Genomic DNA, 23,835 nt, shown 5'->3' with positions numbered 1-23,835 from the left:
CTTGCGGCTAATTCAGCTTTTGCGGTAGCCAGCAGGTAGCGTCAAGGCCAGGGCGATCCTGGCGATTGGTTAAGCGCAGCTCGCCATGATGAAGCTGAGTAATGCGCTGGACAATATTCAGGCCCAGCCCACTTCCCCCAAACCGCTGATCCATTCTTCTGAAGGCTTTAGTCAACTCCTGCGAGGCTGCGGGATCGATACCCGGCCCCTCATCTCTGACGGTAAAGCTGCTGCCCTCATTATCCTGCTGAGCCAGCAGGGTGATGTGGCTGCCTTCCGGACTGTAGCGTGAAGCGTTTTCGATCAGATTACGCACCATCAGGCGCAGCAAAACGGCATCGCCCTGAACCTCCAGCGACAGATCGCCCGTTACCTCCAGCGTCTGCTTACGGCTGGCAAGCATCTCATTCATTTCCAGTTCAAGCGGCTTAAAAACGGTCTCCCAGTTCACCACCTGATAGTGACCGCCTGCCAGCGCCTGACCGGCGCGGGAGAGCATCAGCAACTGTTCAATGACATGCATTAACTGATCGATACGCTCAACCAGCATCGGGCCCTGGGCTACGCCTTGTTGTCCAAGCAATTCAAGGTGAAGCCGCAGGCCTGCCAGCGGTGTACGGAGTTCGTGGGCGGCATCGGCAGTGAAAAGCCGCTCCTGCTGCAAGGTGTGATCCAGCCTGCCCAGCAGTTGATTCAGTGCCCGCGTCACGGCGGCAATTTCATCCATATCGGAGAAATGGGGAAGGGGAGTGAGATTATCAGCGGAACGCTCTGAAAGGCTGTTTTGCAGCGACTTCAGAGGGCGAACAATCCAGCTTATCGCCCAGAACGAGAGCAGCAGGGTGAAGCAGACCATAACCAGGGAGGGCAATAACAGGGAGGCGATCGCTTCCCTGATTTCGCCTTCGACATGCTCGTTGCGGGAATGGGCAGAGAGCGTCTCGTTGACCAGAAAACCAATCTGTTCACGGCTTTCATGCCACAGCCAGGCTGCACTCATCATCTGGCAGGAGAGCAGGATCAGCGCCAGCATAATCAGTAAACGCCGACGCATACTGTTCAAGAGCGGTTTTCCAGACGATAACCCACGCCGCGCACCGTTTTGATCCGATCCTTACCCAATTTGCGGCGAAGATTATGAATATGCACCTCCAGCGTGTTGGAGCCGTTATCGTCCTGCCAGCTATAAAGATCCTGTTGCAGCGTTTCACGATGCACGGTTTGATCGATGCGCATCAGCAACCGGGTCAGCAGCGCAAACTCTTTCGGTGTGATTTCTACCGGCTGCGTGTCGAGCCAGACCTGCTGTGATGAGAGATTCAGCGACAAATCGCCATGTTGCAGAAGATTGTCGCTGCGTCCCTGATAACGGCGGATCAGCGCGCGCACTCTCGCTTTGAGTTCCGCAAGGGCGAACGGCTTGACCAGATAGTCATCGGCCCCCGCATCCAGACCTCCAACCCGATCTTCCAGCGCATCACGGGCAGTCAGGATCAGGACAGGCAGGTCAATATGCTCTTTACGCCATTGCCGCAGCAGCTCTCCGCCATCACGATCCGGCAGGCCAAGATCGAGCACTATCAGACTGTACTGGCCAGATTGCAGAAGCGCGCAGGCCTCTGCCGCTTTGGTCGCGGCATCAACGGCATAGCCTTCACTGGTGAGCGCCTGAACCAGGCCGCCCAGCAGCAGAGCATCATCTTCAACAATCAGCAGTTTCATCGGGGTCAGTTGTTCTGGTAAACATCCTTATAGAGCCGGCTTTCAAAACGCACCAGCGGAATACGGCGCTGACGCTGATCTTCCGGCGGGACAGCATAACCGGAAAGATACTGGACAAATGCCACGCGCTGCCCGCTGGCGGTAGTCATAAAGCCAGCAAGGTTATACACACCCTGCAAAGAGCCGGTCTTGGCCGAGACCTTGCCGTCAACGCCTGCTTCATGAAGACCACCGCGATAACGTAACGTTCCGTCATAGCCTGCAAGCGGCAACATCGAGATATAATTCAGCTCACGATCGTTTTTCGCAATGTACTGCAACACTTGCATCATGGTAGCAGGGGAAATCAGATCGTGGCGAGAAAGCCCGGAACCATCAACCTGGATGCTGTTACCTAAATCCACATTCGCTTTTTGACGCAGGATCTGACGAATAGCATCAGAGCCGGCACGCCAGGTGCCCGGAACGCCAAAGCGCTCATGTCCAATGGTGCGAAAAACGGTATCCGCGATCATGTTGTCTGACTTCTTCAGCATAATCTTCAGCAGATCGTGCAGGGGGGCAGACTGCGTTTGTGCCAGCACCGTAGCGGGGGGCGTTACCAGAGTCTGACGCAGCAGATGGCCGGAATAATCGATATCCGCAGCCTGCAACTCTGCTTTAAGCAGTGCGCCCGCGTAGCTGGCGCCATCCTGTATGGCAAAAGCCAGCGGCAGCGGTTCTGAGCGCTGGGTCATACAGCCGGTGAGTGTAAAGCGGTTCAGTTCACCCGGTACCACATCCAGTTCACAATACTGTGCCTCTGGCGAGCCTTTCGCCAGCGTACGTACCTGACTGAACATGTTCACCGGATAGAAGGATGCCACGCGGATAAACGCGTTATCCCCAGCCTTTGGCGCACTGTACAGCGAGACAGAGAAGCAGTTACGGTCAACGATAGCGGCAGCGGGTGGCGCGCTGAAGCACTGGGTCATATCGTTCCACGGCCAGCCCGGTGCTTTGTCATGGCTGGCAAACACCGAGGTGTCGATAACCAGATTGCCATCAATATGATTTACGCCCTGTTTTTTCAGGGTGGCGACCATATTGCGCAGATCCTGCCGCGTCAGAGTGGGATCGCCGCCGAACCGCGCTACCAGATCTCCCTGTAAGGTGCCATTACTCACCGAGCCTTTACTCTCAAGCTGGGTATGGAAACGGTAATCCGGCCCAAGCTGAAGCAGCGCCGCCAAAGCGGTTATCACCTTCATGGTACTGGCAGGAAGTGCCATTTGCTGGCTGTGATAATCGATAGAAGGATTAGCTGCGCCTATTTTTTGCACAATTAACGCCAGGTTCGCGCCATCCGGCAGATATTGGGTATAGTCTTCAACCGAACCCGCCTGCGCATTGAGTACAAATGCACAGGCCAGACCGGTAACAATTCGTGAAAATCGCATAATCTCGCGTTTACTGACAGGTGATGCCGACATACTACGGTGCATCGTTGTGGAAAGTAAACGATGACCCATAAGGAACTCTGGGTTAAAATACGTATCAAAATGCAAAACCACCAGGCCCTGGGTCTCTCTCGGGTCAGGTTTATTTCGTTTGTAATTCAGTAGCAAGCGCCGCAGAACGCTTTTTCTGCATTAACCTGTCAGGATGACGAAATTTTGCACAGGACAGATTTTACGAGGTATTGAGATGAATCAGATTCCGATGACGTTAAGGGGCGCGGAAAAACTGCGTGAAGAGCTTGAAGAGCTGAAAACCATTAAACGCCCCAGAATTATTGCCTCAATTGCTGATGCGCGTGAGCACGGCGACTTAAAAGAGAACGCTGAGTATCATGCAGCGCGCGAAGAGCAGGGCTTTTGTGAAGGTCGTATTCAGGAGATAGAGGCTAAGCTCTCTAATGCTCAGGTGATAGACGTCACTAAAATGAACGCGAATGGTCGGGTGATCTTCGGTTCAACGGTTACCGTATTGAACCTGGATTCGGATGAAGAGTCGACTTACCGCATTGTTGGCGATGACGAAGCTGACTTTAAGCAAAATCTGATTTCTGTTAACTCGCCAATGGCGCGTGGCCTGATTGGTAAAGAAGTGGATGATGTGACCATCGTCAAAACGCCCGGCGGCGACGTCGAGTATGAAATTCTGAAGATAGAATATCTCTGATTTCTGCTACGCTGGAAAGTGCAGGCGTATTGTAAAGAAAGGAAAAAGGCCGCTTAGCGGCCTTTTATCAACATCAGGAGCATGTCACCTTCTGCGCAAGCGTCAGTTTTTTACTGCGCCTCAGCGTGGAAGTGCGATCTTGCGTTCCTTCGTTGGACGGTACAGTACCAGCGTCTTGCCGATAACCTGCACGTTTGCTGCTTTGGTTTCGCGCACGATAGCCTCAACAACCAGTGCTTTCGTCTCACGGTCTTCCGTAGCGATTTTCACCTTGATGAGCTCGTGGTGCTCCAGTGCTTGTTCGATCTCGGCCAGCACCCCTTCGGTCAAACCGTTGTTGCCCAGCATGACCACAGGCTTCAGCGGATGGGCCAGTCCTTTGAGGTGTTGTTTTTGTTTGGTACTCAGATTCATCGTATTTTTTACTTACATTGGGATTGAAAACGGGTCATTCTACCGCCATCTCTGGTGTATCACCAAATCGGCATTGCTGATTTGCGCGGTTTATTTATCGCATACGCTGAATCATAGTTGGAAATTGTATGACTGGTAAAAAGCGTTCGGCCAGTTCCAGCCGCTGGCTACAGGAACACTTTAGCGATAAATATGTGCTTCAGGCACAGAAAAAAGGGCTGCGTTCGCGTGCCTGGTTTAAACTTGATGAAATACAGCAAGGTGACAAGCTGTTCAAGCCTGGTATGACGGTAGTTGACCTGGGTGCTGCACCCGGCGGCTGGTCTCAGTATGTGGTAACACAAATTGGGTCACAGGGCCGCGTCATTGGATGTGATATCCTGCCGATGGATCCTATCGCCGGTGTCGATTTCCTTCAGGGCGATTTTCGTGATGAACTGGTGATGAAAGCCCTGCTGGAACGCGTTGGCGACAACAAAGTGCAGGTTGTGATGTCCGATATGGCACCCAACATGACAGGAACGCCCGCGGTAGATATTCCCCGCTCGATGTATTTAGTTGAGCTTGCGCTGGAAATGTGTCGAGATGTACTGGCACCTGGCGGCAGTTTTTTAGTGAAAGTGTTTCAGGGAGATGGCTTTGAAGATTACCTCCGGGAAATTCGCTCCCTGTTTACGAAAGTAAAAATTCGTAAGCCGGACGCTTCGCGCTCTCGATCGCGTGAAGTGTACATTGTAGCGACAGGGCGCAAACTATAGTACCCTACGCTGTCTGTTAACACAGTTGTAATAAGAGGTTAATCCCTTGAGTGACATGGCGAAAAACCTGATTCTCTGGTTAGTCATCGCAGTCGTGCTGATGTCTGTATTCCAGAGCTTTGGGCCCAGCGAGTCGAATGGCCGTAGGGTTGACTACTCAACCTTCCTGTCGGAAGTGAACCAGGATCAGGTCCGCGAGGCACGTATTAACGGGCGTGAAATCAACGTTGTCAAAAAAGACAGTAACAAATACACAACTTATATCCCCGTCAACGATCCTAAGTTGCTCGATAACCTGTTGACTAAAAATGTAAAAGTCGTGGGTGAACCACCTGAAGAACCGAGCCTGTTGGCGTCGATCTTTATCTCATGGTTCCCAATGCTGTTACTTATCGGTGTCTGGATCTTCTTTATGCGCCAGATGCAGGGCGGGGGCGGCAAAGGCGCGATGTCCTTTGGTAAAAGCAAAGCCCGCATGCTGACGGAAGATCAGATCAAGACCACCTTCGCCGATGTTGCCGGTTGCGACGAAGCGAAAGATGAAGTGGCTGAGCTGGTGGAATACCTGCGTGAGCCAAGCCGCTTCCAGAAGCTGGGTGGTAAAATTCCGAAAGGTGTACTGATGGTCGGTCCTCCGGGTACCGGTAAAACGCTGCTGGCGAAAGCCATTGCAGGCGAAGCTAAAGTGCCTTTCTTTACCATCTCCGGTTCTGACTTTGTTGAAATGTTCGTGGGTGTGGGTGCATCGCGCGTCCGTGACATGTTCGAACAGGCCAAAAAAGCTGCTCCCTGCATCATCTTTATTGATGAGATTGATGCGGTAGGTCGTCAGCGTGGCGCCGGTTTAGGTGGTGGTCACGATGAACGTGAGCAGACCCTGAACCAGATGCTGGTTGAGATGGATGGTTTTGAAGGCAACGAAGGCATCATCGTGATTGCCGCAACCAACCGTCCGGACGTGCTGGACCCAGCGCTGCTGCGTCCGGGCCGCTTTGACCGTCAGGTTGTTGTGGGCCTGCCAGACGTGCGTGGTCGCGAACAGATCCTGAAAGTGCATATGCGTCGTGTGCCTCTGGCTACCGATATCGAACCTTCAGTGATTGCCCGTGGTACTCCTGGCTTCTCCGGTGCCGATTTGGCTAACCTGGTCAATGAAGCGGCGCTGTTTGCTGCTCGCGGCAACAAACGCGTTGTTTCAATGGTCGAGTTCGAAAAAGCGAAAGACAAAATCATGATGGGTGCGGAACGTCGCTCCATGGTGATGACAGAATCGCAGAAAGAGTCCACGGCTTATCACGAAGCGGGTCACGCGATTATCGGTCGCCTGGTGCCAGAACACGATCCGGTTCACAAAGTGACCATTATTCCTCGTGGTCGTGCGTTGGGTGTGACTTTCTTCCTGCCTGAAGGCGATGCAATCAGCGCAAGCCGTCAGAAACTGGAAAGTCAGATCTCCACGCTGTACGGTGGCCGTCTGGCAGAAGAGATCATTTACGGCGTGGAGCACGTTTCTACTGGCGCGTCTAACGACATCAAAGTAGCCACCTCTATCGCACGTAACATGGTGACGCAATGGGGCTTCTCAGAGAAACTTGGCCCGCTGTTGTATGCTGAAGAAGAGGGTGAAGTTTTCCTTGGTCGTTCAGTGGCAAAAGCGAAGCACATGTCTGATGAAACCGCACGTATCATTGACCAGGAAGTGAAATCTCTGGTTGAAGGTAACTACCAGCGCGCTCGCCGGATTCTGAATGAAAATATGGACATACTTCACGCAATGAAAGATGCGTTGATGAAGTATGAAACCATTGATGCTCCGCAGATTGATGACCTGATGGCACGACGTGAAGTGCGTCCGCCACAAGGTTGGGAAGATCCGGGTAGCACCAATAATTCTGATACCAACGGTACGCCAAAGGCGCCGCGCCCGGTTGATGAACCGCGCACGCCTAACCCTGGTAATACCATGTCAGAGCAGCTGGGCGACAAATAACACCTTTGTTCGTCTCAGCTCACCCCAAACCCCGGCCTTGACCGGGGTTTTTTATATCCTTAGATTGACCATCCTGACCGACCCGCAGAATACGTTTGGAGAGTAACCGTTATGAAGCTTTACGCCCGGGATACCGTGCTCGATTTGTCTCATCCTCATGTGATGGGGATCCTGAATGTGACCCCGGACTCTTTTTCGGACGGCGGAAAGCATAACGAGCTGGTGCAGGCGCTGACGCATGCCAACGAAATGATTAATGCAGGCGCCACCATTATTGATGTGGGTGGGGAATCCACCCGGCCAGGCGCTGATGAAGTCAGCGTTGAGCAGGAGCTTGAGCGGGTCATTCCGGTGGTGGAGGCGCTGTCACAGCGTTTTGAAGTCTGGATCTCTGTGGATACCTCCAAGCCAGAGGTGATCCGCGAGTCTGCAAACGCGGGGGCACATATCATCAACGATATACGTTCCTTGCAGGAACCTGGTGCGCTTGAGGCCGCCGCAGAAACGGGACTGCCAGTCTGCCTGATGCATATGCAGGGCGAACCCCGCACCATGCAGCAGGCGCCAAAATATACCCGGCTTCTACAGGATATCGACGCCTTTTTCGTACAGCAAATTGCCCGCTGTGAAGCGGCCGGGATTAAAAAAGAGCAGTTGATCCTCGACCCGGGATTCGGTTTCGGTAAGAATCTCTCCCATAATTATCAGCTGCTGGCCCATCTGGGCGATTTTCACCGCTTTGGGCTGCCGCTGCTGGCAGGAATGTCCCGCAAGAGTATGATTGGTCAACTGCTGAACGTCGGGCCGTCACAACGGCTTACCGGAAGCCTGGCCTGCGCGGTGATTGCCGCAATGCAGGGCGCGCATATCCTGCGCGTTCATGATGTTAAAGAAACTGTCGAGGCGATGCGCGTCGTCGAGGCAACACTGTCAGCGAAGGAAGAGTAACGCTATGAGCAACCGTAAGTATTTTGGCACCGATGGTATCCGCGGCAAAGTAGGCGAGTCTCCAATCACGCCTGATTTCGTACTCAAGCTGGGCTGGGCTGCGGGGAAGGTGTTAGCGCGTAATGGCTCAAAGAAAATTATTATCGGTAAGGACACACGTATCTCAGGCTATATGCTGGAATCGGCTTTAGAAGCCGGCCTGGCCGCCGCAGGTCTTTCCGCAGCCTTTACCGGCCCGATGCCTACGCCAGCCATTGCCTACCTGACCCGCACCTTCCGTGCAGAGGCCGGCATCGTCATTTCCGCTTCACACAATCCTTTTGACGATAACGGCATTAAATTTTTCTCCGTAGAGGGCACAAAATTGCCTGATGACGTGGAAGAAGCCATTGAAGCGGAAATGGAAAAGCCGATCACCTGCGTGGAGTCTGCGGAGCTGGGGCGCGCCAGCCGTATTGTCGATGCCGCTGGCCGTTATATTGAGTTCTGCAAAGGTACTTTCCCCAGCGAGCTTAGCCTTAATGGCCTGAAGATTGTGGTGGACTGCGCAAATGGCGCTACTTACCACATCGCGCCTAATGTGCTGCGTGAGCTTGGTGCCACCGTTATCACTATTGGCGTACAGCCAGATGGCATGAACATTAACAAAGAGTGTGGTGCCACCGATGTACGCCAGCTTCAGGCACGCGTACTGGCTGAAAAGGCGGATATCGGCCTGGCTTACGATGGCGATGGTGACCGCATCATGATGGTGGACCACCTTGGCTTCAAAGTGGATGGCGACCAGATCCTCTATATCATTGCTCGTGAAGGGCTTCGTCAGGGACAGCTGCGTGGCGGCGTGGTAGGGACGTTGATGAGCAATATGGGGCTGGAGCTGGCGCTTAAACAGCTCGGGATCCCGTTTGCCAGGGCCAAAGTGGGTGACCGCTATGTGCTGGAAAAATTGCAGGAAAAAGGGTGGCGACTCGGTGCAGAGAACTCGGGTCACGTCATCCTGCTGGATAAAACCACCACAGGTGATGGCATCGTTGCCGGTTTGCAGGTGCTGACTGCAATGGTGCGTAATCATATGAGCCTGCATGACCTGTGCAGCGGTATGAAGCTACTGCCACAAATTCTGGTTAACGTTCGCTTTAGCGGCACTACTGACCCGCTTGAGGACGAAACGGTTAAAACGGTCACCGCCGAGGTGGAAAAGGAGTTAAAGGGCAGGGGACGCGTGCTGTTGCGTAAATCTGGCACGGAGCCGTTGATCCGCGTGATGGTTGAAGGGGAAGATGAAGCTCTGGTGACCGGGCTGGCTCACCGGATTGCGGATGCGGTAAAAGCAGTCTGATGTCTGTCTGGGGTGGTGATGACCCCAGCTGCTGCAAAAGGCCTGCATTGCCTCCGGGGAGTGCAGGCGCAGAACTGTCTGCTGCGCTCACTTTTTTCTACCCTTTTGGGGATTAAAAGACGCGCGCTACTATTTCTCTTTTCCTGCACAAATACTCACCAGATGAGTGATTTACGCGCAGATTATCGCTACCTTTGCCGTTTTTTTCCGCAATCAGCAGCAGGGCAGTAAATTGCTCTTGCGCACTCAGGCGGCTTTAGTTAGTATTCACACCCGCTTCTGATGGGTAGTGAAGACGCTATCTCTCTAACTGGTTTGAAGCTTTTGATGTGCGGTTAACGCGCAAGGAAACAGGTTAATTATGTACGAAGCTCTCTTGGTAGTTTTCCTTATTGTGGCAATCGGCCTTGTGGGTCTGATTATGCTTCAGCAAGGTAAAGGCGCTGATATGGGCGCGTCATTTGGTGCAGGCGGTTCCGCTACGCTGTTTGGTTCTAACGGTTCAGGCAACTTTATGACCCGTATGACCGCAGTACTGGCGACATTGTTCTTTATCATTAGCTTGATTCTGGGTAACCTCAATAGCAACAAAACACAGAAAGGAAGTGAGTGGGAAAATCTGACTCAGCCTGCACAGTCGCAGCAGAGCCAGCCAGCTAAACCGGCTACGCCGGGTAGCGATATCCCACAGTAAGCAGTAAGGGTGTGATTTCGACACGACAGAAATAAAAAAGTCGTCTCTTTAGTGCCGTGGTGGTGGAATTGGTAGACACGCTACCTTGAGGTGGTAGTGCCCGCATGGGCTTACGGGTTCAAGTCCCGTCCTCGGTACCAAACTTCAGTATTGCTTGCATTTTATGCAAGATCGGCGTAGTATTTGCCACGTTTTCGGACGCGGGGTGGAGCAGCCTGGTAGCTCGTCGGGCTCATAACCCGAAGGTCGTCGGTTCAAATCCGGCCCCCGCAACCACTTTCCCTTAGAGTTCTTTTTCAAATATACTGTATGCATCGCACGGCGCATCTTCAGCAGATTTTGAAAAAAATTCTTTTGGATTGTGCCGAACCGCCAGATTTTTGGCGTACAGGGTCCAGTCGCATTAAGCCCCGATTTATCGGGGTTTTTTGTTATCAGGAAACAGCATACTGGGCTATTAAGCCCTTTTTTTATGTCTTGGGGGTGGCCTTGTCCACATTAGAGCAAAAATTAACTGAGCTGATCACAGCACCGGTAGAAGCGCTGGGCTACGAACTGGTCGGTATCGAGTTTGTACGCGGTCGCACATCCACGTTGCGCATCTATATTGATAGTGAAGATGGCATCAATGTTGACGATTGTGCTGATGTTAGCCACCAGGTAAGTGCCGTATTCGATGTCGAAGACCCGATAACCGTCGCTTACAACCTTGAAGTCTCCTCACCAGGCCTTGAGCGCCCACTCTTTACCGCTGCGCATTACGCACAATTTATTGGCGAAGAAGTGAGCCTGGTGCTGCGTATGGCCGTTCAAAACCGCCGCAAATGGCAGGGCATCATTAAATCTGTTGAAGGTGAAATGATCACTGTTGCTGTTGAGGGTAACGACGAAGTGTTCGCGCTGAGCAATATTCAGAAGGCGAACCTGGTTCCCCACTTTTAAAAGTCCGGATTGAGGCATACCAGGATGAACAAAGAAATCTTAGCTGTAGTTGAGGCTGTGTCGAACGAGAAATCACTCCCGCGCGAAAAGATTTTCGAAGCGCTGGAGAGCGCACTGGCAACGGCTACCAAAAAGAAATATGAGCAGGAAATCGACGTGCGTGTCAGCATTGACCGTAAAAGCGGCGATTTCGATACGTTCCGCCGTTGGGTAATCGTCGACGAAGTGACTATGCCGACGCGTGAAATCACGCTGGATGCTGCTCGCTACGAAGATGAGTCGCTGAATCTGGGCGAGTACGTTGAAGATCAGATTGAATCAGTGACCTTTGACCGTATCACCACGCAAACCGCGAAACAGGTTATTGTGCAAAAAGTGCGCGAAGCTGAGCGTGCGATGGTGGTAGACCAGTTCCGTGAGCAGGAAGGTGAGATCATCACCGGCGTGGTTAAAAAAGTAAACCGCGACAACATCTCTCTGGATCTGGGTAGCAATGCTGAAGCCGTCATCATTCGTGAAGATATGCTGCCGCGCGAAAACTTCCGTCCGGGCGACCGTATTCGCGGCGTACTGTACGCAGTGCGTCCTGAAGCTCGCGGTGCTCAGCTGTTTGTCAGCCGTTCCAAACCGGAAATGTTGATCGAACTGTTCCGCATTGAAGTGCCAGAAATTGGCGAAGAAGTCATTGAAATTAAAGCCGCCGCGCGCGATCCTGGCTCTCGTGCCAAGATTGCAGTGAAAACCAACGACAAGCGTATCGACCCGGTCGGCGCTTGCGTAGGTATGCGTGGTGCGCGTGTTCAGGCAGTATCCAGTGAGCTGGGTGGCGAGCGCATTGATATCGTACTGTGGGATGATAATCCTGCTCAGTTCGTGATCAACGCTATGGCCCCGGCGGATGTTGCCTCTATCGTGGTGGACGAAGATAATCACACCATGGATATCGCTGTTGAAGCCGGTAATCTGGCTCAGGCGATTGGCCGTAATGGTCAAAACGTACGTCTGGCATCGCAGCTGAGTGGCTGGGAGCTGAACGTGATGACGGTCGACGATCTGCAGGCGAAGCACCAGGCTGAAGCCCATGCTGCCATCGACGTCTTTACCAAATATCTCGATATCGATGAAGATTTCGCCACGGTACTGGTTGAAGAAGGTTTCTCTTCTCTCGAAGAACTGGCGTATGTTCCGATTAATGAGCTGTTGGAAATCGACGGTCTGGATGAAGAGACAGTAGAAGCGCTGCGCGATCGTGCGAAAAATGCGTTAACCACCCTGGCGCTGGCGAAAGAAGAGAGCCTGGGCGTAAACCAGCCGGCAGAAGATTTGCTGAATCTGGAAGGTCTTGAACGTGAGCTGGCATTTAAGCTGGCCGCAAAAGGCGTCTGTACGCTGGAAGATCTTGCCGAACAGGGTGTTGACGACCTGACAGATATTGAAGGCCTGAACGATGTGCGGGCTGGTGAGCTGATTATGGCTGCACGTAATATCTGCTGGTTCGGCGACGACGCGTAATAAACTGTAGCAGGAAGGAACAGCATGACAGATGTAACTGTAAAATCGCTGGCCGCAGAGATTCAGACACCGGTAGAACGCCTGGTACAGCAATTTGCTGATGCAGGGATCCGTAAGTCTGAAACAGACTCTGTGACGCAGCAGGAAAAAGAAACGCTCCTTACCCATTTGAATCGCGATCATAATGGCGGTTCAGGTAAACTGACTCTGCAGCGCAAAACGCGCAGCACCTTGAATGTCCCCGGTACCGGGGGTAAAAGTAAGTCGGTACAAATTGAAGTCCGCAAAAAGCGCACCTATGTAAAAGGCGATTCTGCAGAAGCTGAACAGGCTGAAGCGGAAGAGCAGGCACAGCGTGAAGCGGAAGAACTGGCTCGTCGCGAGGCTGAAGAAAAAGCCCAGCGCGAAGCTCAAGACAAAGCGAAGCGTGAAGCCGAGGAGCAGGCTAAACGTGAGGCAGCTGATAAAGCCAAACGTGAAGCAGCGGAAAAAGACAAAGTGAGCAATCAACATACCGACGAAGTAACCCGGGCGACGCAATCTGACAAAGCCCGTCGCGAAGCAGAAGCTGCAGAACTGAAGCGTAAAGCCGAAGAAGAAGCGCATCGCAAGATTGAAGAAGAAGCGAAGCGCGTAGCGGAAGAGGCTCGTAAAATGGCTGAAGAGAAAGGCACCGAGTGGACCGAAGTGAAAGAAGTGGAAGACACTTCTGATTACCACGTGACCACATCAACGCACGCTCGTGCGGCTGAAGACGAGAACGATGCTAAGGTTGAAGGCGATCGTCGTACCCGTGCGGTTCGTCCGGCAAAAGCGCCTCGCTCCAAGAAAGGCAACAAGCATTCTGAAGCGAAAACTGACCGTGAAGAAGCGCGTGCGCAGGTTCGCGGCGGTAAAGGCGGCAAGCGCAAGCCAAGCACCCTACAGCAGGGCTTCAACAAGCCAGCTCAGGCTGTTAACCGTGACGTAATCATCGGTGAAACCATCACCGTAGCGGAACTGGCGAACAAAATGGCCGTGAAAGGTTCTCTGGTCATCAAAGCGATGATGAAAATGGGCGCTATGGCGACCATTAACCAGGTTATCGATCAGGAAACAGCTCAGCTGGTAGCGGAAGAGATGGGTCACAAAGTGACGCTGCGCCGTGAAAACGAGCTGGAAGATGCGGTAATGAGCGATCGTGATACTCACGCTACTCAGGAATCCCGCGCGCCGGTCGTGACCATCATGGGTCACGTTGACCACGGTAAAACTTCACTGCTGGACTACATTCGCTCCACCAAAATCGCCTCTGGCGAAGCGGGCGGCATTACTCAGCACATCGGTGCTTACCATGTAGAAACCGATACCGGTATGATCACCTTCCTGGATACCCCTGGCCACGCCGCGTTTACCGCGATGCGTGCACGTGGTGCTCAGGCAACGGATATCGTTATCCTGGTGGTAGCGGCTGACGATGGCGTGATGCCACAGACTATCGAAGCGATCCAGCATGCTAAAGCGGCGAAAGTGCCGGTTGTGGTTGCGGTGAACAAAGTCGATAAGCCTGATGCCGATCCAGACCGCGTGAAAAACGAACTTACTCAGTACGGCATCATTCCGGAAGAGTGGGGCGGCGAGAACATGTTTGTTAACGTTTCAGCCAAAGCCGGTACCGGTATTGATGACCTGCTGAACGCCATCCTGTTGCAGGCTGAAGTTCTGGAACTGAGCGCTGTTCGTCAGGGTATGGCAAGCGGTGTGGTTATCGAATCCTTCCTGGATAAAGGTCGTGGTCCGGTTGCTACCGTGCTGGTACGTGAAGGTACGCTGAACAAAGGCGATATCGTGCTGTGCGGCTTCGAATATGGCCGTGTACGTGCGATGCGTGACGAATTAGGCCGTGAAGTAACGGAAGCGGGTCCTTCTATTCCTGTGGAAATCCTGGGTCTGTCAGGCGTGCCTGCCGCCGGTGATGAAGCGACCGTGGTCCGTGACGAGAAGAAAGCCCGTGAAGTGGCACTCTATCGTCAGGGCAAATTCCGTGAAGTTAAGCTGGCGCGTCAGCAGAAATCCAAGCTGGAAAACATGTTTGCCAACATGACCGAAGGCGAAGTTTCCGAGCTGAATATCGTGCTGAAAGCTGACGTTCAGGGTTCTGTCGAAGCTATCTCCGACTCGTTGCAGAAGCTCTCGACTGACGAAGTTAAAGTCAAAATCGTGGGTTCCGGCGTGGGTGGAATTACCGAGACGGATGCCACGCTGGCAGCAGCGTCCAACGCTATCCTGATTGGCTTCAACGTTCGTGCCGATGCTTCTGCTCGCCGCGTAGTGGATTCCGAAAGTCTGGATCTGCGTTACTACTCCATCATCTATAATCTGATTGATGAAGTTAAGCAGGCGATGAGCGGTATGCTGGCGCCTGAGTACAAGCATCAGATCACCGGTCTGGCTGAAGTGCGTGACGTGTTCAAATCACCTAAATTCGGCGCTGTCGCGGGCTGTATGGTGACGGAAGGCAACATCAAGCGTCACAACCCAATCCGCGTACTGCGTGACAACGTAGTTATCTATGAAGGCGAGCTGGAATCCCTGCGCCGCTTTAAAGATGACGTTAACGAAGTCCGTAACGGCATGGAATGTGGTATCGGCGTGAAGAACTACAACGATGTGCGTGTTGGCGATATGATCGAAGTCTTCGAAATTATCGAAATCCAGCGTACCATCGATTAATGGTCGCCTGAAAATGTGACTTATTTGGGAGGCCGTCGTGCCTCCCGAATTATTTGGAGAGTATTAATATGGCGAAAGAATTTGGTCGCCCACAGCGTGTCTCTCAGGAACTGCAAAAAGAGATCGCAATCATTTTACAGCGTGAGATCAAAGATCCTCGTCTGGGCATGATGGTTACTGTCTCAGGCGTCGATCTCTCTCGTGACCTGGCCTACGCCAAAGTGTTTGTCACCTTTCTGAATGACAAAGACGAAGACGCTATTAAAAGCGGTCTGCGCGCGCTGGGTGATTCCACAGGCTATATCCGCTCTTTACTGGGTAAAGCGATGCGTCTGCGTATCGTGCCGGAACTGACCTTCTTCTACGACAACTCGCTGGTTGAAGGGATGCGTATGTCTAACCTGGTCACTAACGTGGTCAGAAACGACGCCGAGCGCCGTGGGCCAGACGCAGAGCAGGAAGAAGACAAGAAGGAAGAGTAATGAGCCGTCCTCGTCGTCGCGGTCGCGACGTCCACGGTGTTCTGCTGCTGGACAAACCACAGGGGCTTTCAAGCAATGATGCCCTGCAAAAAGTAAAGCGGTTGTTCACGGCTAACCGCGCCGGTCACACGGGCGCGCTGGATCCTCTGGCTACGGGCATGCTGCCGATCTGCCTGGGTGAAGCCACCAAGTTCTCTCAATATCTTCTGGACTCCGATAAACGCTACCGCGTTATTGCCCGTCTGGGGCAGCGCACCGACACCTCTGATGCCGACGGACAGGTTATCAGCGAGCGTCCCGTTGCGTTTACCCAGCAGGAGCTGGATCGTGCGCTGGAGAGCTTCCGTGGGGAAACCCAGCAGGTGCCTTCCATGTACTCTGCGCTCAAGTACCAGGGGCGCAAGCTGTATGAGTATGCCCGTGAAGGTATTGAAGTGCCGCGCGAAGCCCGCAGCATCACGGTCTATGAGTTGCAGTTTATCCGCTGGGAAGGGGATGAGCTGGAGCTGGAGATCCACTGCTCAAAAGGCACCTATATCCGCACCATTACTGACGACCTCGGTGAGATGCTGGGTTGTGGCGCACATGTGATTTACCTGCGTCGTTTACAGGTTGCCACTTATCCCATTACCAGCATGGTGACGCTGGAGCAGCTGGCTGCGCTGAGCGAAGAAGCGTTCCGTACTGAGCGTGAGCCGGCAGAACTGCTGGACTCTCTGCTGATGCCGATGGACAGTCCGGCTGCCGCCTGGCCTGTAGTTAACTTGCCGGTAACCGTCTCCGCTTACTTTAAACAGGGCATGCCGGTACAGGCTGCTAATGCACCCGCCTCCGGGCTGGTGCGGGTAACGGAAGGCGATGAGCATAAGTTCATTGGCATGGCGGAAATTGCTGAAGATGGTCGCGTAGCGCCTCGTCGGCTGGTTGTAGAATATTCCGACTAGTCATTTGCGTAAGCCTGTGGCTCAGAGTAGAATAGTGCGGCTTTACCATTGGGTTGCTGAATTAGAGATCGGCACCTGTACATTTATCTTATAATTTGGAGTTGTATCATGTCTCTAAGTGTTGAAACTAAAGCGCAGATCGTTGCTGATTACGGTCGTGATGCGAATGACAGTGGTTCTACCGAAGTTCAGGTTGCTTTGCTGACTGCACAGATTAATCATCTGCAGGGTCACTTCTCTGAGCACAAAAAAGACCACCACAGCCGTCGCGGTCTGCTGCGTATGGTTTCCCAGCGCCGTAAGCTGCTGGATTACCTGAAGCGTAAAGATGTTGCACGTTACACCAGCCTGATCGAACGTCTGGGTCTGCGTCGCTAAATCTTAGAGTCTGCTACGCCGCTTTCGGCGCATCACGGTGCGCCAAACAGGCACCAGGGCAGATTCGTGCGAGTTTCGCTAAAAAGGGGCCTTTATGGCCCCTTTTTTCAGGCGAACCGCAGCATTTCAGGTCAAACTATTGTATTGTTGCAGCGTGTGATCTTCAGTTGCAGAGATTCGCGCGGCTAATGAGAGGCTTTGTCCCATAAGGGATTAGGGTTGTCATTAGTCGCGAGGATGCAGATGAGGATTGAAAATTAACGGCAGGGTCAGTGCCTTGCCAGTACGTTAAGGACATAATTTTGCTGAACCCGATCGTAAGAAAATTCCAGTATGGTCAGCATACCGTCACCCTTGAGACCGGTATGATGGCTCGCCAGGCAACGGCAGCCGTAATGGTAAGCATGGACGACACCGCAGTGTTCGTTACCGTTGTAGGCAAGAAAAGCGCCAAGCCAGGCCAGGACTTTTTCCCGCTGACCGTTAACTATCAGGAGCGTACTTACGCTGCTGGTCGTATTCCGGGTAGCTTCTTCCGTCGTGAAGGCCGTCCGAGCGAAGGCGAAACGCTGACTTCGCGTCTGATTGACCGCCCGGTTCGTCCACTCTTCCCGGAAGGTTTTGTTAACGAAGTCCAGGTTATTGCAACCGTGGTTTCCGTTAACCCGCAGGTCAATCCAGATATCGTGGCGATGATCGGTGCTTCCGCAGCGCTGAGCCTTTCTGGCCTGCCATTCAATGGTCCTATCGGTGCTGCTCGTGTGGGCTACATCAACGATCAGTACGTGCTGAACCCAACTACCGATGAGCTGAAAGAGAGCAAACTGGATCTGGTTGTTGCGGGTACTCAGGGCGCTGTGCTGATGGTTGAGTCAGAAGCGGAAGTACTGAGCGAGGATCAGATGCTGGGCGCGGTGGTCTATGGCCATGAGCAGCAGCAGATTGTTATCGATCAGATTAACTCGCTGGTTGCCGAAGCGGGCAAACCTCGCTGGGACTGGCAGCCAGAAGCTGTCAACGAAGCTTTACATGCGCGTATCAGCGCCCTGGCCGAGTCTCGCCTGAGCGAAGCGTACCTGATCACTGAAAAACAAGAGCGTTATACTCAGGTTGGCGTGATCAAGTCAGAAACCACTGAAGCTCTGCTGGCGGAAGATGCCACCCTGGACGCTGGTGAAATCAACGACATCCTGCATACGCTGGAAAAGAACGTTGTTCGTAGCCGTATCCTGCGTGGTGAGCCGCGTATCGATGGCCGCGAAAAAGATATGATCCGTGGTCTGGACGTGCGCACTGGCGTACTGCCACGTACCCACGGTTCTGCACTCTTTACCCGTGGTGAAACTCAGGCCCTGGTTACCGCAACGCTGGGTACTGCCCGTGACGCGCAGAACCTGGATGAGCTGATGGGTGAGCGCACCGATAACTTCCTGTTCCACTACAACTTCCCTCCGTACTCCGTAGGTGAGACCGGTATGGTGGGTTCGCCTAAGCGTCGTGAAATTGGTCACGGTCGTCTGGCGAAACGTGGCGTGCTGGCCGTGATGCCTAAAGGCGACGCGTTCCCGTACACCGTGCGTGTAGTGTCAGAAATTACTGAATCAAACGGTTCTTCTTCTATGGCTTCCGTGTGCGGTGCTTCACTGGCACTGATGGATGCAGGCGTACCAATCAAAGCAGCCGTAGCCGGTATTGCGATGGGCCTGGTCAAAGAAGGCGAGAACTATGTGGTCCTCTCCGACATTCTGGGTGACGAAGATCACCTGGGCGACATGGACTTCAAAGTAGCCGGTAGCCGTGAAGGTATCACCGCGCTACAGATGGATATTAAAATTGAAGGCATCACCCGCGAAATCATGCAGGTGGCACTGAACCAGGCTAAGGGCGCGCGTCTGCACATCCTGGGCGTTATGGAACAGGCTATCAGCACTCCGCGTGGCGATATCTCTCAGTTTGCACCACGTATTCACACTATCAAAATCAGCCCGGACAAGATCAAAGATGTGATCGGTAAAGGCGGTTCTGTGATCCGTGCGCTGACTGAAGAGACCGGCACCACTATCGAAATCGAAGATGATGGTACTGTTAAAATCGCAGCGACCGACGGTGACAAAGCGAAATTCGCTATCCGCCGTATCGAAGAGATTACTGCTGAAATCGAAGTGGGCCGCATTTACAACGGTAAAGTGACCCGCATCGTAGACTTCGGTGCCTTCGTAGCTATCGGCGGCGGTAAAGAAGGTCTGGTCCACATCTCTCAAATCGCTGACAAGCGTGTTGAGAAAGTGACAGACTATTTGCAGATGGGCCAGGAAGTGCCAGTGAAAGTACTGGAAGTTGATCGCCAGGGCCGCGTACGCCTGAGCATCAAAGAAGCGACCGAGCAGACGGCTGAGCCGGAAGCAGGCGTGGCACCGGTAGCTCCTGAAGCAGAATAATGTCGGACGCTCTCCCTGTCATCAGGGAGAGCTGTATCATCGCGAGGGTAGGACGACACCTTGTGCACGGCAGGCGGATGAAAGGATAGTCATCCCAATGTTGGTATTTGGGAGTGGGAAATGAAGCCTTTTTTGCGCTGGTGTTTCGTTGCGACAGCTTTAACGCTGGCAGGATGCAGCAACTCGGATTGGCGTAAGAACGAGGTTCTGGCTGTTCCGCTTCAGCCTACGCTGCAACAGGAAGTCATCCTGGCGCGCATGGAACAAATTCTTGCCAGTCGATCCCTTAGCGATGATGAACGCGCACAGCTGTTATATGAGCGCGGAGTGTTGTATGATAGTTTGGGTTTGAGAGCACTGGCGCGAAATGATTTTTCATTAGCGTTATCTGTCAGACCAGATATGCCTGAAGTATTCAATTACTTAGGCATATATTTAACGCAGGCAGGCAATTTTGATGCTGCCTATGAAGCGTTCGATTCTGTACTTGAGCTTGATCCAACTTACAATTATGCGCATTTAAACCGCGGTATCGCACTCTACTACGGTGGAAGGTTTAAATTAGCGCAAGATGATCTGCTGGCGTTTTATCAAGACGATCCTAACGATCCTTTCCGTAGCTTGTGGCTGTATCTCGACGAAAGAGAGATAGATGCTGACAAAGCGAGAGTAGCGCTGAAACAGCGTTATGAAAAAGCGGTCAGAGACCAATGGGGATGGAAAATTGTCGAGTTCTACCTGGGAAATATCAGCGAAAGTACGCTGATGGATAGTCTCAAGGCAGACGCAACGGATAACACCTCGCTCGCTGAACATCTCAGTGAAACCAACTTCTATTTAGGTAAACATTACCTAAGTCTGGGGGAGAAGGACGACGCAGAAGCGTTGTTCAAGCTGACGGTTGCAAACAACGTACATAACTTCGTTGAGCACCGATATGCATTGTTGGAGCTGGCGCTACTCGGCCAGACACAAGACGATTTATCAGAATCTGACCAGCAATAGCTGACGAACTTTTATTGCCCTTTTTTCTCGAATGTCATCATCTTAGCGGATGAGGGCTTTCTTGTTCGTCGAAACCACTAATTTGAGCCGGTTCACACTTTTTGATGAAAATTACTGAATGTTTTCACGACGAGTTATGTAGACTGGCCGCCGCAATCTAAGAGGCACGTGTACTACATGACTGATATTGAAACCACTTTTGCTGACCTTGGCCTGAACGCCGAACTCCTCGAATCTCTGAACGGTATGGGCTACGTTAAGCCTTCTCCAATCCAGGCTGAGTGTATTCCTCACCTGTTGGCTGGCCGTGATGTTCTGGGTATGGCACAGACCGGTAGCGGAAAAACCGCAGCGTTCTCGCTGCCACTGCTGAACAACATTGATAGCTCCCTGAAAGCACCTCAGATTCTGGTGCTGGCACCAACCCGTGAGTTGGCGGTTCAGGTAGGCGAAGCTATAACCGATTTTGCTAAACATATGAAAGGCCTTAACGTTGTCGCCCTTTACGGTGGTCAGCGTTATGACGTGCAGCTGCGCGCTCTGCGTCAGGGTCCACAAGTTGTTGTGGGTACTCCTGGCCGCCTGTTGGATCACCTGAAACGCGGCACGTTAGATCTCTCTAACCTGCGCGGTCTGGTGCTGGACGAAGCCGATGAAATGCTGCGTATGGGCTTCATCGAAGACGTTGAAACTATCATGGCGCAGATCCCAGAAGGTCATCAGACCGCTCTGTTCTCTGCAACTATGCCAGAAGCGATTCGTCGTATTACCAAACGCTTTATGAAAGATCCGCAGGAAGTGCGTATCCAGTCAAGCATGACTACCCGTCCGGACATCAGCCAGAGCTACTGGACTGCGTTTGGTCGTAAGACGGATGCACTGACTCGCTTCCTGGAAGCAGAAGACTTTGATGCAGCTATCATCTTCGTGCGTACCAAGAACGCCACGCTGGAAGTTGCTGAAGCGCTTGAGCGCAGCGGTTACAACAGTGCCGCGCTGAATGGTGACATGAACCAGGCTCTGCGTGAGCAGACTCTGGAGCGTCTGAAAGATGGTCGTCTGGACATCCTGATCGCTACCGACGTTGCGGCCCGTGGCCTGGACGTTGAGCGTATCAGCCTGGTGGTTAACTTCGACATCCCTATGGATGCGGAGTCTTACGTTCACCGTATCGGCCGTACCGGTCGTGCAGGTCGTGCTGGCCGTGCTCTGCTGTTCGTTGAGAACCGCGAGCGTCGTCTGCTGCGTAACATTGAACGCACCATGAAGCTGACTATTCCAGAAGTTGAACTGCCTAACGCAGCATTGCTGGGTGAGCGTCGTCTGGCTAAGTTCGCGGCTAAAGTACAGCAGCAGCTGGAAAGCAGCGATCTGGAACAGTACCGCGCGCTGCTGAGCAAAATGCAGCCGGCAGAAGATGAGCTGGATATCGAAACGCTGGCCGCAGCTCTGCTGAAAATGGCTCAGGGTGAACGTCCTCTGATCGTTCCTGCTGATGCGCCACAGCGTCCGCGCCGTGAGTTCAAAGAGCGTGATGACCGTCGTGGCGATCGTCCGGACCGCGGTCCGCGTGAACCACGTAGCGAAGCCGCTGGCGATCGTCCTCGTCGTGAGCGTCGTGACGTTGGCGATATGGAAGTTTACCGCATTGAAGTGGGTCGCGATGATGGCGTTGAAGTTCGTCACATCGTGGGCGCGATTGCCAACGAAGGTGATATCAGCAGCCGTTACATCGGTAACATCAAGCTGTTCGGTACCCACTCCACCATCGAGCTGCCGAAAGGCATGCCGGGTGACATTCTGTCGCATTTCACTCGTACGCGTATTCTGAACAAACCGATGAATATGCAGTTGATTGGCGATGCCGTGCCAAGAACTAACGAGCGTAGCGGTGGCGGTGAGCGTCGTGCTGCTCCTGGCGGACGTGGTGGCTTCGGTGGCGGTAACCGTGACGGTGCTGCTGCCCGTCCGGAAGGTGGTCGTCGCTTCAGCAACGATCGCAACGGCGGCGGTGAGCGTCGTAGCGGTAGCTTCAGCCGTGATGGCGGCAACAGCCGTGGTCCACGTCCTGAAGGTTCTGCACCTCCACGTCGTCGTGATGCATAATCACTGACGTCTGAAAAAAAACCAGCCTTCGGGCTGGTTTTTTTATGTCTGCTATAAACTGAAATCTGCACGCTGAGCGGGCAAAAAGGGCGATCCGGAAATGCTCCCGCTCACCCTGACTCCGCGGGCCTCAGAGCGACTTATGGGCTTCCATGGTCAGCTCAAAGGAGCGGACGCGGGCTTGCTGGTCAAAAATCTGGCCATTCACCATGATTTCATCAGCCTGGGTTTCGCGGATCAGCGAAATCAGCCCCTGACGGACTTTTTCCACATCCCCCACAATCGACATGCTCAGCGCCTGCTGCACGCCATACTGTTCTGAAGGTGACCAGAGGTTATCCATATTTTCGACCGGCGCCGGAAGTGGGCCGGGCCTGCCGCGACGCAGGTTAATAAACTGCTGCTGCATCGAAGTAAACATAAAGCGCGCATCCCGTTCGCTGTCGGCGGCAATCACGTTGACACAGACCATCGCATGCGGCTTCTCAAGGCGGGCAGAAGGTTTGAAGTTTTCACGATAGAGATGCAGCGCCTGATAAAGCATATCGGGCGCGAAGTGCGAGGCAAAGGCAAAGGGCAGGCCAAGCTGTGCAGACAGCTGTGCGCTGTACAGGCTGGAACCCAACAGCCAGACGGGGATCTTCAGACCCAGTCCCGGCACGGGTTGTACCGCTGGCTGCTCACCCTCTTTGGCGTCAAACCATGAAATCATCTCAGCCACGTCTGACGGAAAATTGTCGACGTGCCCTCCCATATGACGACGCAGTGCCATCATGGTGCGCTGATCGGAACCGGGCGCGCGGCCCAGCCCCAGATCAATACGGCCAGGATAGAGAGATTCCAGCGTACCGAACTGTTCGGCAATCACCAGCGGTGAGTGGTTAGGCAACATGACGCCGCCGGAACCCAGACGCAACGTGTTTGTGTTGGCAGCCAGATAACCAATCAGCACCGATGTTGCGGCGCTGGCGATCCCGGTCATGTTGTGGTGTTCAGCCAGCCAGTAACGGTTGTAGCCAGACTTCTCTGCCTGCCGCGCAAGAGCCAGCGAGGAGTGAAAAGCGTCACGCGCCGTTGCACCCTGAGGAATAGGGGCCAGATCGAGGACTGAGAGCGGAACATTTTTTTTATCAGACATAATTGCTCACTTGTTCGAAGGGCGGGACTAGCGCCATTGCAAATCTCTATCCTGGACGATTTTTTAGCAGAAGGATTGGCAATTTGAAGCACTTTTCAGCTGACAGGGGCAGCCTGAAAGGCGCGCCAATCCCCTGCAAAAACTCAGGAC

At 53.2% G+C, this 23,835-nt stretch carries 21 protein-coding genes and 2 tRNA genes; 18 read left to right on the top strand and 5 right to left on the bottom strand.

The window, feature by feature from the left end:
* Positions 1–7: 7 nt before the first annotated feature.
* The 3 genes from pmrB to dacB are packed head-to-tail and all read right to left on the bottom strand — an operon-like array spanning position 8 to position 3,161.
* Positions 8–1,063, bottom strand: a complete 1,056-nt coding sequence (pmrB, locus tag AAH450_RS19035) for a two-component system sensor histidine kinase PmrB (RefSeq protein ID WP_342911625.1) — start codon at positions 1,061–1,063, stop codon at positions 8–10.
* A complete protein-coding gene (pmrA, locus tag AAH450_RS19030; RefSeq protein WP_318791562.1) occupies positions 1,060–1,722 on the bottom strand; it encodes a two-component system response regulator PmrA in 663 nt (220 codons plus the stop codon). Before pmrA ends, pmrB begins: the two co-directional genes overlap by 4 nt.
* Positions 1,723–1,727: 5 nt before the next feature.
* Positions 1,728–3,161, bottom strand: a complete 1,434-nt coding sequence (gene dacB, locus AAH450_RS19025; protein WP_342911677.1) for a serine-type D-Ala-D-Ala carboxypeptidase — start codon at positions 3,159–3,161, stop codon at positions 1,728–1,730.
* 247 nt (positions 3,162–3,408) lie between these two features.
* On the opposite strand from dacB, the gene greA reads away from it, so the two are divergent.
* On the top strand, positions 3,409–3,885 hold the full coding sequence (gene greA, locus AAH450_RS19020) for a transcription elongation factor GreA (protein ID WP_342911624.1): 477 nt from the start codon (positions 3,409–3,411) through the stop codon (positions 3,883–3,885).
* A gap of 120 nt (positions 3,886–4,005) precedes the next feature.
* On the opposite strand, the gene yhbY is transcribed toward greA, so the two are convergent.
* Positions 4,006–4,299, bottom strand: coding sequence for a ribosome assembly RNA-binding protein YhbY (gene yhbY, locus AAH450_RS19015; RefSeq protein WP_158782080.1), 294 nt, complete (start codon positions 4,297–4,299; stop codon positions 4,006–4,008).
* 128 nt (positions 4,300–4,427) lie between these two features.
* On the opposite strand from yhbY, the gene rlmE reads away from it, so the two are divergent.
* The 17 genes from rlmE to AAH450_RS18935 all read left to right on the top strand — a co-directional run bounded on the left by rlmE (position 4,428) and on the right by AAH450_RS18935 (position 22,547).
* Positions 4,428–5,057: a 23S rRNA (uridine(2552)-2'-O)-methyltransferase RlmE gene (gene rlmE / locus AAH450_RS19010; protein ID WP_306210211.1), complete on the top strand. Its 630-nt coding sequence runs from the start codon at positions 4,428–4,430 to the stop codon at positions 5,055–5,057.
* A 55-nt stretch (positions 5,058–5,112) separates the two neighbouring features.
* Positions 5,113–7,047, top strand: a complete 1,935-nt coding sequence (gene ftsH, locus AAH450_RS19005; protein ID WP_342911623.1) for an ATP-dependent zinc metalloprotease FtsH — start codon at positions 5,113–5,115, stop codon at positions 7,045–7,047.
* A gap of 111 nt (positions 7,048–7,158) precedes the next feature.
* The gene (gene folP, locus AAH450_RS19000) at positions 7,159–7,995 is read left to right on the top strand and encodes a dihydropteroate synthase (RefSeq protein ID WP_342911622.1); all 837 of its coding nucleotides are present in this window, start codon (positions 7,159–7,161) and stop codon (positions 7,993–7,995) included.
* Between the two features lie 4 nt (positions 7,996–7,999).
* Positions 8,000–9,334, top strand: a complete 1,335-nt coding sequence (glmM, locus tag AAH450_RS18995) for a phosphoglucosamine mutase (RefSeq protein ID WP_342911621.1) — start codon at positions 8,000–8,002, stop codon at positions 9,332–9,334.
* A gap of 361 nt (positions 9,335–9,695) precedes the next feature.
* A complete protein-coding gene (gene secG / locus AAH450_RS18990) occupies positions 9,696–10,028 on the top strand; it encodes a preprotein translocase subunit SecG (RefSeq protein WP_013204019.1) in 333 nt (110 codons plus the stop codon).
* Positions 10,029–10,081: 53 nt separating this feature from the next.
* Positions 10,082–10,168: transfer RNA gene (locus AAH450_RS18985), tRNA-Leu, on the top strand.
* A gap of 59 nt (positions 10,169–10,227) precedes the next feature.
* A tRNA-Met gene (locus AAH450_RS18980) sits at positions 10,228–10,304 on the top strand.
* Between the two features lie 213 nt (positions 10,305–10,517).
* Positions 10,518–10,970 carry a ribosome maturation factor RimP gene (rimP, locus tag AAH450_RS18975; protein ID WP_306213042.1) on the top strand — a complete coding sequence of 151 codons (453 nt, stop codon included), beginning with the start codon at positions 10,518–10,520 and terminating at the stop codon, positions 10,968–10,970.
* 24 nt (positions 10,971–10,994) lie between these two features.
* Positions 10,995–12,482 carry a transcription termination factor NusA gene (gene nusA / locus AAH450_RS18970; RefSeq protein ID WP_342911620.1) on the top strand — a complete coding sequence of 496 codons (1,488 nt, stop codon included), beginning with the start codon at positions 10,995–10,997 and terminating at the stop codon, positions 12,480–12,482.
* A 24-nt stretch (positions 12,483–12,506) separates the two neighbouring features.
* Positions 12,507–15,194: a translation initiation factor IF-2 gene (infB, locus tag AAH450_RS18965; RefSeq protein ID WP_342911619.1), complete on the top strand. Its 2,688-nt coding sequence runs from the start codon at positions 12,507–12,509 to the stop codon at positions 15,192–15,194.
* 68 nt (positions 15,195–15,262) lie between these two features.
* The gene (gene rbfA, locus AAH450_RS18960) at positions 15,263–15,676 is read left to right on the top strand and encodes a 30S ribosome-binding factor RbfA (protein WP_318791567.1); all 414 of its coding nucleotides are present in this window, start codon (positions 15,263–15,265) and stop codon (positions 15,674–15,676) included.
* Positions 15,676–16,620 (top strand): tRNA pseudouridine(55) synthase TruB, encoded by a 945-nt coding sequence (gene truB, locus AAH450_RS18955; RefSeq protein ID WP_342911618.1) that lies wholly within the window; start codon positions 15,676–15,678, stop codon positions 16,618–16,620. The genes rbfA and truB overlap by 1 nt, the downstream gene beginning before the upstream one ends.
* Before the next feature lie 108 nt (positions 16,621–16,728).
* Positions 16,729–16,998 (top strand): 30S ribosomal protein S15, encoded by a 270-nt coding sequence (gene rpsO, locus AAH450_RS18950; protein WP_024966694.1) that lies wholly within the window; start codon positions 16,729–16,731, stop codon positions 16,996–16,998.
* 302 nt (positions 16,999–17,300) lie between these two features.
* Positions 17,301–19,436, top strand: a complete 2,136-nt coding sequence (gene pnp, locus AAH450_RS18945) for a polyribonucleotide nucleotidyltransferase (protein ID WP_342911617.1) — start codon at positions 17,301–17,303, stop codon at positions 19,434–19,436.
* Positions 19,437–19,556: 120 nt separating this feature from the next.
* Entirely contained in the window at positions 19,557–20,441 is an 885-nt protein-coding gene (gene nlpI, locus AAH450_RS18940) for a lipoprotein NlpI (protein WP_342911616.1), read from the top strand.
* A 104-nt stretch (positions 20,442–20,545) separates the two neighbouring features.
* Positions 20,546–20,602 (top strand): protein YrbN, encoded by a 57-nt coding sequence (gene yrbN, locus AAH450_RS21180; RefSeq protein ID WP_151038654.1) that lies wholly within the window; start codon positions 20,546–20,548, stop codon positions 20,600–20,602.
* Between the two features lie 16 nt (positions 20,603–20,618).
* On the top strand, positions 20,619–22,547 hold the full coding sequence (locus AAH450_RS18935) for a DEAD/DEAH family ATP-dependent RNA helicase (protein WP_342911615.1): 1,929 nt from the start codon (positions 20,619–20,621) through the stop codon (positions 22,545–22,547).
* 130 nt (positions 22,548–22,677) lie between these two features.
* Here AAH450_RS18935 and AAH450_RS18930 read toward each other — a convergent pair whose 3' ends face one another.
* Positions 22,678–23,685 carry a luciferase-like monooxygenase gene (locus AAH450_RS18930; RefSeq protein ID WP_342911614.1) on the bottom strand — a complete coding sequence of 336 codons (1,008 nt, stop codon included), beginning with the start codon at positions 23,683–23,685 and terminating at the stop codon, positions 22,678–22,680.
* Positions 23,686–23,835 lie beyond the last annotated feature (150 nt).

Origin of the sequence: Erwinia magellanica (genome assembly GCF_039023495.1) — a bacterium.
GTDB lineage: Bacteria > Pseudomonadota > Gammaproteobacteria > Enterobacterales > Enterobacteriaceae > Erwinia.
This window is presented reverse-complemented; position numbering and strand designations above follow the sequence as displayed.